The 13143-nt window shown below is 69.8% G+C and carries 13 protein-coding genes; 7 read left to right on the top strand and 6 right to left on the bottom strand.

The genetic code is table 11. The features are described 5' to 3' along the window. Window positions 1–17: 17 nt before the first annotated feature. From OG588_RS10020 to OG588_RS10010, 3 genes are all read left to right on the top strand, one after another. On the top strand, window positions 18–1169 hold the full coding sequence (locus OG588_RS10020; protein ID WP_405946970.1) for an acyl-CoA dehydrogenase family protein: 1152 nt from the start codon (window positions 18–20) through the stop codon (window positions 1167–1169). A gap of 60 nt (window positions 1170–1229) precedes the next feature. Next, window positions 1230–1475 carry a YiaA/YiaB family inner membrane protein gene (locus OG588_RS10015; RefSeq protein WP_019059193.1) on the top strand — a complete coding sequence of 82 codons (246 nt, stop codon included), beginning with the start codon at window positions 1230–1232 and terminating at the stop codon, window positions 1473–1475. An 83-nt stretch (window positions 1476–1558) separates the two neighbouring features. Continuing rightward, window positions 1559–2182: a TetR/AcrR family transcriptional regulator gene (locus tag OG588_RS10010; RefSeq protein WP_405946969.1), complete on the top strand. Its 624-nt coding sequence runs from the start codon at window positions 1559–1561 to the stop codon at window positions 2180–2182. Window positions 2183–2203: 21 nt separating this feature from the next. Here the strand turns inward: OG588_RS10010 and OG588_RS10005 are convergent, their stop codons facing one another. Then, on the bottom strand, window positions 2204–2665 hold the full coding sequence (locus OG588_RS10005) for a MaoC family dehydratase (protein WP_365989021.1): 462 nt from the start codon (window positions 2663–2665) through the stop codon (window positions 2204–2206). Window positions 2666–2788: 123 nt separating this feature from the next. Here OG588_RS10005 and soxR point away from each other — a divergent pair, with 123 nt between their 5' ends. After that, window positions 2789–3286, top strand: a complete 498-nt coding sequence (soxR, locus tag OG588_RS10000; RefSeq protein WP_405946968.1) for a redox-sensitive transcriptional activator SoxR — start codon at window positions 2789–2791, stop codon at window positions 3284–3286. Window positions 3287–3332: 46 nt separating this feature from the next. Here soxR and OG588_RS09995 read toward each other — a convergent pair whose 3' ends face one another. Then, the gene (locus OG588_RS09995; protein WP_405946967.1) at window positions 3333–4418 is read right to left on the bottom strand and encodes an RNA ligase (ATP); all 1086 of its coding nucleotides are present in this window, start codon (window positions 4416–4418) and stop codon (window positions 3333–3335) included. 100 nt (window positions 4419–4518) lie between these two features. On the opposite strand from OG588_RS09995, the gene OG588_RS09990 reads away from it, so the two are divergent. After that, window positions 4519–5256 (top strand): hypothetical protein, encoded by a 738-nt coding sequence (locus tag OG588_RS09990; protein WP_405946966.1) that lies wholly within the window; start codon window positions 4519–4521, stop codon window positions 5254–5256. Here the strand turns inward: OG588_RS09990 and OG588_RS09985 are convergent. Further along, complete coding sequence (locus OG588_RS09985) at window positions 5202–5930, bottom strand: 3-keto-5-aminohexanoate cleavage protein (protein ID WP_405946965.1); 729 nt, start codon at window positions 5928–5930, stop codon at window positions 5202–5204. The genes OG588_RS09990 and OG588_RS09985 overlap by 55 nt on opposite strands. A 50-nt stretch (window positions 5931–5980) precedes the next feature. After that, a complete protein-coding gene (locus OG588_RS09980) occupies window positions 5981–6919 on the bottom strand; it encodes a hypothetical protein (protein ID WP_405946964.1) in 939 nt (312 codons plus the stop codon). A 252-nt stretch (window positions 6920–7171) separates the two neighbouring features. Here OG588_RS09980 and OG588_RS09975 point away from each other — a divergent pair, with 252 nt between their 5' ends. Further along, complete coding sequence (locus tag OG588_RS09975; RefSeq protein WP_405946963.1) at window positions 7172–7978, top strand: G1 family glutamic endopeptidase; 807 nt, start codon at window positions 7172–7174, stop codon at window positions 7976–7978. 156 nt (window positions 7979–8134) lie between these two features. Here the strand turns inward: OG588_RS09975 and OG588_RS09970 are convergent, their stop codons facing one another. After that, window positions 8135–8737 carry a hypothetical protein gene (locus tag OG588_RS09970; RefSeq protein WP_020684195.1) on the bottom strand — a complete coding sequence of 201 codons (603 nt, stop codon included), beginning with the start codon at window positions 8735–8737 and terminating at the stop codon, window positions 8135–8137. A 221-nt stretch (window positions 8738–8958) separates the two neighbouring features. Between OG588_RS09970 and OG588_RS09965 the strand changes: the two genes are divergently transcribed. After that, on the top strand, window positions 8959–11742 hold the full coding sequence (locus tag OG588_RS09965) for a penicillin acylase family protein (RefSeq protein WP_405946962.1): 2784 nt from the start codon (window positions 8959–8961) through the stop codon (window positions 11740–11742). Here OG588_RS09965 and OG588_RS09960 read toward each other — a convergent pair. After that, a complete protein-coding gene (locus OG588_RS09960) occupies window positions 11731–13095 on the bottom strand; it encodes a serine-threonine protein kinase (RefSeq protein ID WP_405946961.1) in 1365 nt (454 codons plus the stop codon). The genes OG588_RS09965 and OG588_RS09960 overlap by 12 nt on opposite strands. Between the last annotated feature and the right edge of the window lie 48 nt (window positions 13096–13143).

Genomic DNA, 13143 nt, shown 5'->3' with positions numbered 1-13143 from the left:
ACTTGGGGTGACGCGCAATGAACCTGGAGCTCAGCGAGGAGCAGGAGGCCGTACGGCGGCTCGCCAAGGACTTCGTGGACCGCGAGATCGCCCCGCACGTCATCGCCTGGGACCGCGCCGAGGAGGTCGACCGCTCGATCGTCAAGAAGCTCGGCGGCGTCGGCTTCCTGGGACTGACGATCGACGAGGAGTACGGCGGCTCGGGCGGCGACCACCTCGCGTACTGCCTGGTCACCGAGGAACTCGGCCGCGGCGACTCCTCCGTGCGCGGGATCGTCTCCGTGTCGCTGGGCCTCGTCGCCAAGTCGATCGCGGGCTGGGGGAGCGAGGAGCAGAAGCGGCGCTGGCTGCCGGGGCTCACCTCCGGCGAGTACGTCGGCTGCTTCGGCCTCACCGAACCCGGCACGGGATCGGACGCGGGCAACCTCACGACCCGCGCGGTCCGGGACGGCGACGACTACGTCATCAACGGCACCAAGATGTTCATCACGAACGGGACTTGGGCCGACGTCGTACTCCTCTTCGCGCGCTCGACCGACGCCCCGGGACACAAGGGCGTCTCCGCCTTCCTCGTGCCGACCGACACCCCCGGCCTCACCCGCCGCACCATCCACGGCAAGCTCGGCCTGCGCGGCCAGGCCACCGCCGAACTCGTCCTCGAAGACGTCCGCGTTCCCGCCTCCACGATGCTCGCCCCCGAGGGCAAGGGCTTCTCGGTCGCCATGTCGGCGCTGGCGAAGGGGCGCATGTCGGTCGCGGCGGGCTGCGTCGGCATCGCCCAGGCCGCACTGGACGTGGCGCTCCGCTACGCCGGTGAGCGCGAGCAGTTCGGCAAGCCCATCGCGCAGCACCAGCTCGTCCAGGAACTGATCAGCGACATCGCCGTCGACGTGGACGCGGCCCGGCTGCTGACCTGGCGGGTCGCCGACCTGATCGACCGGGGCCTGCCCTTCGCCACCGAGTCCTCCAAGGCCAAGCTCTTCGCCTCGGAGGCGGCCGTCCGCGCCGCGAACAACGCGCTCCAGGTCTTCGGCGGCTACGGCTACATCGACGAGTACCCGGCCGGAAAGCTGCTGCGCGACGCCCGCGTGATGACGCTCTACGAGGGCACGAGCCAGATCCAGAAACTGCTCATCGGGCGTGCGCTGACCGGCGTTTCGGCGTTCTGAGTACGTGAGTTGAGTATCTGAGCGGATGTTCTGCGGGCCGTGGCCGCCGACGCTTGACCCATGAGCGAAGCATCGGGCAAACCGCAGAACACGGCCGCCTTCTACGGTCAGGCAGTCGCCTCCTTCTCCGTCGCCATCGCGGCGACCGCCATCGGCATCTTCAAGCTGCACGCCGACGCCTGGGTACGGGCCTTCCTCGCGATCGCCGTCCTGTACCTGGTCACCTCCTCCTTCACCCTCGCCAAGGTGATCCGGGACCGGCAGGACGCGGCGCGCACCACCTACAACCCGTTCGAAAAGCTCTGAGCGGGCAGACTAAGCGCTCGCTCAGGTTCGGCGGTATGGTGGAGCCCTTGTCATCGAGGGTCATCGAGAGGGGTTCACGAGCGATGAGTACGGCGGAGGAGACGACCGCGGGCGATCCGCAGGCCTGGGCAGAGGTCACGCCCGACGCGGCCCGGCGGCTGCTGGTCGCCGCCGTGGAGGCCTTCGCCGAGCGCGGCTACCACGCGACGACCACCCGGGACATCGCAGGCCGCGCCGGGATGAGCCCGGCCGCGCTCTACATCCACTACAAGACCAAGGAAGAACTGCTCCACCGCATCAGCAGGATCGGCCACGAGAAGGCCCTCGACATCCTGCGTACGGCGGCGGGGCGCGAGGGCAGCGCGGCCGAGCGGCTCGCCGACGCCGTGAGCTCCTTCGTGCGCTGGCACGCGGGCGGGCGCACCACGGCGCGGGTCGTGCAGTACGAACTCGACTCGCTCGGCCCGGACGCCCGCGCCGAGATCCTCGCGCTGCGCCGACAGGTCGACGCGGAGGTGCGCGGGATCGTCGAGGACGGGGTCGCCGACGGCTCCTTCGACGTGCCGGACGTGAAGGGCACGACCCTCGCGATCCTGTCGCTGTGCATCGACGTGGCCCGCTGGTTCAGCCTCGACGGCCCCCGGACGCCCGACGAGGTCGGCGCGCTGTACGCCGACCTCGTGCTGCGGATGGTGGGGTCCAAGTAGCCGCCCTGCCAAGGGTGTTGGTCAGAGGTAGTAGCGGGACACCGACTCGGCCACGCACACCGGCTTGTCGCCGCCCTCGCGCTCCACGGTGAACGCGACGGTCACCTGGACACCGCCCGGTACGTCGTCGACGCCGGTGATCCTCGCGGTGGCGCGCAGCCGGGAGTCGACCGGCACCGGCGCGGGGAAACGGACCTTGTTCGTCCCGTAGTTGACGCCCATCTTCACACCCTCGACCTTGATCAGCTGCGGTCCGAAGAGCGGGAGCAGCGACAGGGTGAGGTAGCCGTGCGCGATGGTCGTCTTGAAGGGACCGGCCGCCGCCTTCTCCGGGTCGATGTGGATCCACTGGTGGTCGCCCGTCGCGTCCGCGAACAGATCGATCCGCTTCTGGTCGATCTCCAGCCAGTCGGTGTGCCCCAACTGCTCACCGACCGCCGCCCGCAGGTCGTCGACGGAGGTGAAGATCCTCGGCTCTGCCATGTCCTGTCCCGGCCTCTCACGTCATCCAGCGTCATCGCATACCTAAGCAACTGCTTAGCATGGTCGGATGCGGGGCCGCTGTCAACGGACCGCGGGTGTGACGCGATGGGTAGGCTCTGACGGGTGCCTCAGATCCCCGAGAAGATCCACGAGCTGACCGTCGGCCAACTCTCCGCACGCAGCGGCGCCGCCGTCTCCGCCCTGCACTTCTACGAGACCAAGGGCCTGATCAGCAGCAGCCGCACCACGGGCAACCAGCGCCGGTACACCCGTGACACCCTGCGCCGGGTCGCCTTCGTGCGGGCCGCCCAGCGCGTCGGCATCCCGCTGGCCACCATCCGCGAGGCGCTCGCCGAACTCCCCGAGGAGCGCACCCCGACCCGCGAGGACTGGGCCCGCCTCTCCGAGGCCTGGCGCTCCGAACTCGACGAGCGCATCAAGCAGCTCAACCGGCTCCGCGACCACCTCACCGACTGCATCGGCTGCGGCTGCCTGTCCCTGGCGACCTGCGTCCTGTCCAACCCCGATGACGTGGTCGGCGAACGGGGCGCGGGTTCACGCCTGATGGTCGAACGGGGCGGAGACCGAAAGGGACAGGGGCAGGGACAGGGACAGGACTAGCCGGCCCGTCCGGCGGCACACGTGCCGCTGCCGCCGGACAGCCTGTTCACTCGTACTCGGTGCCGCCCTTCCGCGTCAGATACGCCGGGCTGACGGCCTTGGCGATCGCCCGTCCACCGGTCACCGCGCTGTACCGCTCCGTCGCCGGACGGATCACGACCCCCTCGCGCAGATGCATCCCCCGCCCGGACACGGTCTCCCGCCCGATCGCGACCTCCAGCACCCGCTCGATGTCGTACGGCCCCTCGTACAGCCGTGGCACCAACGGCAGTTCCCCGTCGAGCAGTTCGGCCGGGTCCAGCCACCGCACGGTCCCGTCGATCTCGGCGGACACGTCGAACACGGCGTACCCGAGCGTCTCGCGCCGCCCGTCGGCGCCGTACGTCAGGTCCTGTACACCCGCGCCGAACACCTCGCCGAAGATGCCCACTCGGCGCGCACCGAGCCGTTCGGCGAGGCGGGCGGCGGCCTCGGGGACGCCGTGGCCGCGGACGGCTCGCCAGTACAGATTGCGAGGATCCTCTTTCAGGGCAAGGGACTTGGCGCCGAAGCCCTTGGAGGAGACCTGTACGCGACCGCCCCTGTCCTCGCCCTCCTCCTCCGTGAAGTAGGTCAACAGGCAGGCGGAGCCGTGGAGTTTCTCGGTCAGGACCACAGCCTCGCCCGGTTCGAATATCCCGGGAAACCGCTGGATGTTCTCGATGTCGACCCAGGGCAGCAGATCGGGCGCGGACTCGACGTCACCGTTCATCGTGGGCGGGATCGGCGGCACCCACTTGACGATGCCGAGTCGCTCCGCGAAGTCGGTGCCGTCCAGGGCGGCCCGCGCCAGATCCACGCCGGCGAGGGCCTTCGGCCGGCACACGATGCCCTGCGACAGCTCACCGCGCAGCCGCACCGCCCTGACCCGGTCCGCCTTGCTCCCCGCGAGTCGTCCGGTGAGCCCCAACTCCTCGATCAGGTCGGCCGGGAGCACGGACTGCTCGGGGATGTAGACGGCGGTCTCACTGGTGCGGTACGCGCCCTTGGCGACAACGGCTCGGTACAGGCCGACCTGGGCCAGTTCGAGGGCGTCGGCGTTCGGGTGTTCATGGACGGTCAGCACTTCGGCGGTGACGCGCAGCGTCGACATCGGGACTCCTCGGGTTCCTCAGTTGGGTTTCATCGCCCTCAACTGTCCTGAACGGAAAGGGGTGGAGCGACCGATTATGCGGCTGCTAGCTTCGGGATCCATGCCCCTGTCGCCAGCGCTCACCGCCGCCCTCGCGGATATCGACACGGTCTTCAACGGCTTCGCGAGTCCGGGGGAGACCGGCTGTGAGCGGTGCTTCGGGCCGGCGGAGACCGCGTTCCTGCGCACGCCGTACACGCGCGTGCCCGGCGAGCTGGTGAGCAGGTTCGTGTTCAAGGACCCCACGCACTTCGAGGACTACGCCGCCGTGCTGCGGCGCCTGCTGCCGCAGACCGCGCGGGCGATGGCGGAGGGCGGTCTGGACGGGATCGGCTGGGGCGCACACGGGCTGAGCCGGACCGACTGGCGTTCCTGGCCGACCGACCAGGCCGCCGCGATCGAGGCCTTTCTCCACGCCTGGTGGCAGGACGCCCTCACGACGCCCGAGTCGCCGTACGGCATCCAGGACGTCTTCGAGACCTGCGCCACCATCGCCAGGAGCGTGACCCCGTTCCTGGACGGGTGGGCCCAAGGCCCGGTCGCCGACGCCCACTTGGCCCACTGTGCTGACCATTGGCTCTACTACCTCGTGTCCGACTCCTCCCCGTTCACCTGGTGGTACGACGACACCGAGGACACCGGCGTGGCGGACCTGTGCGCCTGGCTGGCCGGCCCCGGTTCCGCCCGCCTCCGCACGCACGGCCACCCCGACCTCGCCGCCCGCGCCGAACTCCTCGCCCTGCCCTACGACGAGCGCTGGGCGCACCCGTACTGGACCAGCCCCTCGGCGACCAACTGAGCGTTGGACAAAGCCCGTTCCCCATCCGGCAGGAGCAACGTGTCCTCCAGGCCGATGCGTGTCGCGAGCCCCAGCCGCCCCGCCAGCCGGAGCACCGGCCAGGCGCCGCCGTCCTCGCCGTGCAGCAGCACAGGGCGGTCGTGCGCATCGCCGAGGTCGGAAAGCAGGGCACGCGCGGTCGCCTCGGCGGTGTCCGCGTCCGGGTCCGTCACCTCCGCCAGGACGCGCAGCACCTTGGCGCGGAGCGGCGAGACGGCGAACCGGGCCGCCCCGTCCGTCCCCGACCAGATGCCCGCCTCCACCCCCACGCCCCGGTCCAGCAACGCCGCCGCGACCTCCTCGGCACCGGGCTCGTGCCAGTTCACCGAGGCGTGGTCGGGCAGTACCGTCCACCCACGCACCCGCTCGACCCGCGCCGCCGGATCCGGTTCCGCCCAGGCGCCCGTGGTCACGCCGACCGGCACGGACACCCGCGCCCGTATCGCCTCCAGCGTCACCGCGAGGACGCGCGGCGACAACGTGTCGTGCCCGCAAGGGGACTTGGGATGGAGGTGGACATCCGTGGCCCCCGCCGCGACAGCCTCGACAGCGGCATCGGCCAACGCCCCGGGCGAGACCGGCACCATCCAGCCGTCGGCGACCCCACGGCCCCCGTTGAGACAGACCTGCACCATGCCTCGATGGTGTCACCCGCCACTGACAACCGCCCTCGATCCCAGCCTCCTCATCCCCACACCCACCTGATCCCGACCCGACCGGGCCCGGCCCCCAACGCCACCGCGTGCACCGCCCCCGAGGCGTCCATCCGAAGCCGTTGTTCCCTGGGGCGCACGGCATCCGGAAAGGCGTCGAGCCCGTTCGCGCGGAACGAGTAACACGCGCGCGGCAGACACGACTTCGCGAAGCGGACCTCCAGGAGGTGCTCGCGCATCGGGACGTGGATCGTGGTCTCCACGCGCTGGGAGTACGGGTGTGGATCGCGATGCTCGACCGTGTAGTCGACGATCACCGTCCCGCCGCGCGCCAAGGGGCTGTCGAAGAGCAACTCGGCCGCCACCAGCCCCTCTTCGGGGAGTTCGACGACCGTGCCGAGCCGGGCCGGTGCCGCCGGGCGGAAGCGCGGCAACGGCCCGGGCGCGTCGAGGCGGTACAGGGCGATCCAGCGGTCCGCGCCGTCCGCCTCGGCGCGCAGCAGGCGCCGGCTGGTCATCGAGCGGACGCGGCGGTCGGCGTCCACGTCCAGGCGGTTGTGGCAGCTGAGCCGGGTCAGGCTGTCGTCCCAGCGGGTGTCGAGCACGGCGAGCGCGGCGGTGAGGTCGTGGTGGTCCGACCAGGCCCGGGCGAGATCGGGGTGGTCCCCGTCCGGCGGCAGCCAGCGACCGCGCGGCCGGGGCGGCCCGAGCAGTCCGGTCAGCGCGCCGGGCGGCAGCCGTAGGACGTCCTCCAGTACGGCGAGGGCGGCCAATGACCGTTGCCGCTCGGGCTGGTAGCGCCCGGACTGCCAGGAGCTGAGCGTCGCCGACGCCACCGGGGTGCCCCGTCGGAGCAGCCGGTCCTGGAGTCGGTCCAGGCTCAGCCCGCTGGCCGCGATGGCCGCGCGCAGCGCCTCGTGGAACGGCATCGACTCGGTGCCGGACGTCAGGTACCCCGGTCTGGAAGTCACGTACTCCAGCTCAAGTCAGGGCTGCCGTGGGGCGGAAGACCGTTGCCCTGAAGTTTGGTCAGTCTTGCCCGGCGGTTGATCAAATTTGAATGAACCTGTCAGATTAGCCAGTTGTCGGCGTGCGGCGCCCCGCCGTCAATTCCCGCAAGACTGAACGCACTTGTCTGTCTTGCCATGCCCATGCAGCCTCGCGGAAGCTGCTGTCCACTGCCGTCACGGCAGCCCCCCACTCCTCTCGAATGACGGAGAGTCATGTCCCCGAGATCTTCCGCCGGGTTCGTTCTCGTCACCGCCGCCGCCCTCACCGCGGCGCTCGCCACCCCCGCGCTCGCCGCGGCTCCGAGCGCCACCGCGCACACCCCGGCCCAGCTCACCCAGGCCATAGCGAGCCACGAGAGTCACACGCTGCACGGGCTCGCGCAGCCCGGCAAGGTCAACGCCACCGTCTCGTCCACCAACTGGTCCGGCTACGCGGCCACCGGCTCGACCGGCGCGTACACCTCGGTCACCTCGTCCTGGACCCAGCCGAGCGTCACCTGCTCCTCGGCCACCACGTACTCCTCGTTCTGGGTAGGCCTCGACGGCTACAGCAACTCCGCGCTGGAGCAGACCGGTACGGAGGCCGACTGCATCGGCGGCAAGGCCACCTACGGCGCCTGGTGGGAGGTGCTGCCCGCCTCCGAGAGCGCGTACTCCGGTGTCACCGTCAAGGGCGGCGACAAGTTCACCGCGACCGTGACCTACACCGGCTCCACCTTCACCATGACCCTCGCCGACTCCACCCAGGGCTGGACGAAGACGACCACGCACGCGGGCTCGTCCGGCTTCAAGAACGCCTCCGCCGAGGTCATCGCCGAGGCCCCCGAGGTCGGCGGCTCGGTCGCGAGCCTCGCCAACTTCGGCACCGTGACCTTCACCGGCGCCAAGGCCAACGGCAGCAACCTGGACACGTACTCGCCGAACGAGATCGTCATGACGAAGAGCAGCAGCTCGGCCGTACGGGCCCAGCCGGGCTCGATCTCCGGCGGCAGCTTCTCCGACGCCTGGAAGGCCAACTGACGCCTGCGGCACACCTGTTGCGCACCGCTTGAGGGCTGTCGACGGAACACCGTCGGCAGCCTCGGCCGTTGCACCGGCAAGCGCAAATCGGCTCGGTCAAAAAGGGGGTGCGGCATCCCCGGCGCACCCCTGGCGCCCTTCTTCGGTTCGCCCGGTTCAGGCTGACATGAGCAGCCGTCCCCGCCTGGCGTACGCCAGGGCCTCGGGCGTGAGCACCGGACGCGGTACGACGATGCCGCAGTCCGTGCAGACCGGGCCCGAGGAGGGTTCGTGGGCCAGGTCGTACTTCCACAGGAGGCGCTCCCCGGCGCACACCGGGCACACGGAACCCGGTTCGCGCTCCAGGGCGGCGATCAGCCGTCGCAGCACCTCGGCCAGTGGTTCATGGGGATGGAGTCGTGGGTCGTCGCACCAGGCGACACCGAAGCCGCCCCAGGTCAGCCGGTGCCAGTCGTCCACGGTGCCCGGGCGGCGGAGCCCGTCGTGCTTCTCCTTCTTGCGGCGTTCGGCGAACCCGACCTCGTAGGCGAGCCAGACCTTGCGCGCTTCCTCCAGCTCGTCCAGTGCGGCCACGAGCCGCGCCGGGTCGGGGGAGCGGTCCTCGGGTCCGAACCCGGCCCGGGAGCTCAAGTGGTCCCAGGTAGCCCTGTGCCCATAAGGGGCGAACCGCTCAAGGCACTTGCGCAGCGAGTAGCGCCGTAGCGCCAGATCGCATCGAGGGTCTCGCACCTGTCTCGCCAGACTCCGGAAACCGGCCATCGCCCTGCACCTCCGTCACACCTGCACCTGTACTTCGGTCACCTCGGCGTCGTCGAACGGACGTCGCCGAATAGACGTATCGACAAGCGATTTGGCTCCATCCGATTTCCGATGGCCTCCATAAGCCACTTGCCCGGATCCAAAACTTGACGCATGTTCATCTTCAATCTCGGGGATACCGGCGGTAACGTCCCGCACCACCCCCGTCGGTAGGAGCTGCGATGCCACGGCGCACCCCGCGTAACTTGCTCGTCAGACTGAGAACTCCCGGGGGATTCCCCGGGTTCCTGAAGGCCGCATCCGTATGCGCCCTCATTGCCGCCCTTTTGTCTCCCCTTGCTCAGGGGACGGCCGTGGCGGCGACCGCCTCGAACGACTACTGCGGCGGCCAGTGCTCGGACATCCTCCCGGCCGGTGAGAACGGCAACGCCACCCTCGCCCAGATCCTCCTCAACCAGGTCTTCGGCTCCCAGCCCAGCCATGCCGAAGACCAGCTCGGGCCCTATGCCAACCTGGCCACGGGCGCCTCCACGCTGACCGACGCGAAGATCAACACCTTCTTCAACGACGCGTCGTTCGGGGTCCCCGCCGCCAACGTCGCCTCGACCGAGAACCCCAGCGGCCGCACCGACGTGACGATCGTCCGCGACAAGGCGACCGGTGTGCCGCACATCACAGGCACGACGCGCTACGGCACCGAGTACGGCGCCGGTTACGCGGCGGCCGAGGACCGGCTGTGGCTGATGGACGTCTTCCGGCACGTGGGACGCGGCCAGCTGACGACCTTCGCCGGCGGCGCGGCCTCCAACCAGGGACTTGAGCAGGAGTTCTACCGCAACGCCCCGTACACCGAGGCCGAGTTGCAGTCCCAGATCGACAACGCCGTCGCCAACAACGGCACCCGCGGCCAGCAGGCGCTCACCGACGCCAACGCCTATCTGGCCGGCATCAACGCCTACATCGACGCCTCGGACAGCGGTCGTTACTTCCCCGGCGAGTACGTCCTCACCGGCCACAAGGACTCGATCACCAACGCCGGCACGATCGACCACTTCAAGATCACCGACCTGGTCGCGCTGGCCTCCGTCATCGGAACCCTCTTCGGCTCCGGCGGCGGCGGCGAGGTCAACAACGCGATCTCCCTGCTCGCCGCGCAGGAGAAGTACGGCGTGGAGCAGGGCACCAAGGTCTGGGAGTCCTTCCGCGAACGCAACGACCCCGAAGCCGCGCTCACCCTCCACAACGGCGAGAGCTTCCCGTACGGCACCAAGCCCACCACCGCCCAGGGCGAGGCACTCCCTGACGCCGGTTCGGTGACGACCGAGCCACTCATCTACGACGCCACGGGCACCGGCGCCAACCAGAGCGCCGACGCCGCCTCCGCCGCGGCGACCGCGACCGCCCTCAGCTCCGCCAAACGCGGTATGTCCAACGCCCTTGTGGTGAGCGGCAAATACACGGCGAGCGGCCACCCGATCGCCGTCTTCGGACCCCAGACCGGTTACTTCGCACCCCAGTTGCTCATGCTCCAGGAGATCCAGGGCCCGGGCATCAGCGCCCGCGGCGCCTCCTTCGCGGGACTGAGCATGTACGTCGAACTCGGCCGCGGCCAGGACTACTCGTGGTCCGCCACGACCTCCGGCCAGGACATCATCGACACCTACGCCGTCGAGCTCTGCCAGGACGACTACCACTACCTCTTCCACGGCACCTGCACGCCGATGGAGGAGATCGAGCAGAAGAACTCCTGGACGCCCACCACGGCCGACGGCACCGCCGCGGGGTCGTACACGATGAGAGTGTGGAAGACCGAGTACGGACCCGTCGAGTACCGGGCGACCGTCGGCGGGAAGAAGGTCGCCTACACCACCCTGCGCTCGTCCTACATGCATGAGGCCGACTCGATCATCGGCTTCCAGATGCTCAACGACCCGGACTACGTGAAGAGTCCGCAGACCTTCCAGAGCGCCGCGCAGCACATCAACTTCACGTTCAACTGGTTCTACGCCGACTCCTCGCACACCGCGTACTACAACAGCGGCAACAACCCGGTGCGGGCCAGCGGTGTCGACCCCGAGTTCCCGATCTGGGGCCAGGCCGCCTACGAGTGGCAGAACTGGGACCCGACCACCAACACGTCCGACTACACCCCGGCCTCGGCGCACCCCAACTCCATCGACCAGGACTACTACGTCTCCTGGAACAACAAACAGGCCCTCAACTACACGACGGCGAGTTGGGGCGACGGGTCCGTCCACCGTGGCAATCTCATCGACGACCGGGTGAAGAAACTCGTCGCGGCCGGCGGGGTCACCAGATCCGCGCTGGTGAAGGCCATGTCCGACGCCTCGCTCACCGACCTGCGCGCCGAGGACGTCCTGCCCGACATGCTGAAGGTGATCAACAGCAGTACGGTCACCGACACCACCGCCGCCGCGGCCGTCACCAAGCTGCAGACCTGGCTCACCGCCGGCGGCAAACGCACCGAGACCTCGGCAGGCTCCAAGACCTACGCCAACGCCGACGCCATCCGGATCCTGGACGCCTGGTGGCCCGCACTGGTGAAGGCCGAGTTCCAACCCGGCCTCGGTGACACCCTGTACACCGCGCTCACCAACAACCTGTACATCGACGAGACCCCCTCGGCCGCGCACGGCCCGACCGGGTCCCATGCCGGAAGCTCCTTCCAGTACGGCTGGTGGAGCTACGTCGACAAGGACCTCCGTTCGGTGCTCGGACAGACCGTGTCCGGTCCGCTGGCCCAGCAGTACTGCGGCGGCGGCAGCCTCAGCGCCTGCCGGGACATCCTGATCAGCACGTTGAAGACGGCGGCCGGTGCCACCGCGGCCACGGTCTACCCCGGGGACACCCTGTGCTCGGCGGGTGACCAGTGGTGTGCCGACTCGATCGTCCAGCGGACGCTCGGCGGCATCAAGCACTACAACATCAGTTGGCAGAACCGGCCCACCTTCCAGCAAGTGGTGGAGTTCACCTCACACCGGTGACGCCTGAGCGGCGGCGGGCCGGTCGATCCGGCCCGCCGCCAGCACCACCCGGGCGAGTTCGGGGTGCACGATGTCGCTGTGCGCCCCGGTCGGCGGCTCGCCGTGGCACACCACCGCGCAGGCATCGACGTTCACGCAACCCGACGCGGGCAGCGGCGAGTTGAGGGCCTCGGCCAGACTCAGCGAGCGGGTGCCGGGCACCGCCTGCACCCCGTCGTGGCCCATCGCGCCCCACTTGTCGCCCAGCACCCGGACGATGTCGACGGCGGCGAACGAGCAGTCGTCGTCCGCCATCCGAGAGGCCAGCGGATAGATCGTGCCGAGCGCCGAGTCGCAGTGCGAGTAGCAGCACACGAGGGGCCCGTCGACGCGGTTCTGCTGGCCCTGCAACACACCCCCGGTACGCGGGTCGTCCGGTAGCCGGGCCGCGAACGCGTAGTGGGAGAAGGCCCCTTGGAGCAACGTCACCGACTTCACCGAGTGCACTCCCTCGGGCAGACCCCGTAGCGCGAACGACACCAGACGCCCGCCGAAACTGTGCCCCACGAGATGCACCCGCACCTCCGGCGCCACCGCCGCGAGCCGCCCGATCGCCGGACCGAGCCCCCGCTCACCGACCGTGCCCGCGCGCCTCTTCATCGCGAAGTACGCCGCCTGCCGCAGCAGCTCCCGCGCGCCCTTCCACGGGTTCGGCAGTGCGAACTCCGTTACGGGTCCCGGGGATTGGGGCGCCGCAAGGTGGGCCAGCGCCTGCGCGAACTGCTCGCACACCTCGGCCGTACACCCGACCGCGAACATCCGCGGCTCGCACTGCGGCACCCCCTCCGCCAGCGTGTCAGCGCCGAACAACGCCTGCGGCCCCGGCGGCATCGTCTCCACCAGCGTGCGCACCAGCCGCCCGTACTCCTCCAACTCGGTGTCCTGTGGCGGCTGTTGGTCCAGCATCCGGGCGATCTGGTCGATCACCGGCGCCTTGCCGGGGAAGGTGTCGAGGAGCGCGTGCCGGGTGGCGGCGTCGAGCGCCGGAGACGCGGTGGCTTCGGTCGCGGCCACGGTCGATCGCGGGAAATCCGGAATCGGCTGATCCGGGAACTCCATGGATGGCCAGATGACGCCCACATACCCGATCCGCGCCTTCGGCGCGAGGCGCGGAATCGGGGCGAAGAAGCGGCTGTAGAGCTGGGTCGCGCCGGCGCGCTGGCTGTTCCACCCGTGCGAGAAGACGATCAGGTCACTCACCCCGCGCTGCCGTACCTCGCTCAGCAGCCGGTCGCGTTCTCCCTGGTCGACGTCCCCGTCGGCGTCGAAGGTCAACTCCCAGTAAGGGCTCACACTCATCGCCGGATCCGCCATGACCGGCCTCCTTGTTCCCCGTAGTGGTGCGATGTGGGCGCATCGTCC

This window comes from Streptomyces prunicolor (genome assembly GCF_045162825.1).
GTDB lineage: Bacteria > Actinomycetota > Actinomycetes > Streptomycetales > Streptomycetaceae > Streptomyces > Streptomyces prunicolor.
Note: the sequence above shows the minus strand (reverse complement) of the source record. Positions and strands in the feature narration are given on the sequence as shown.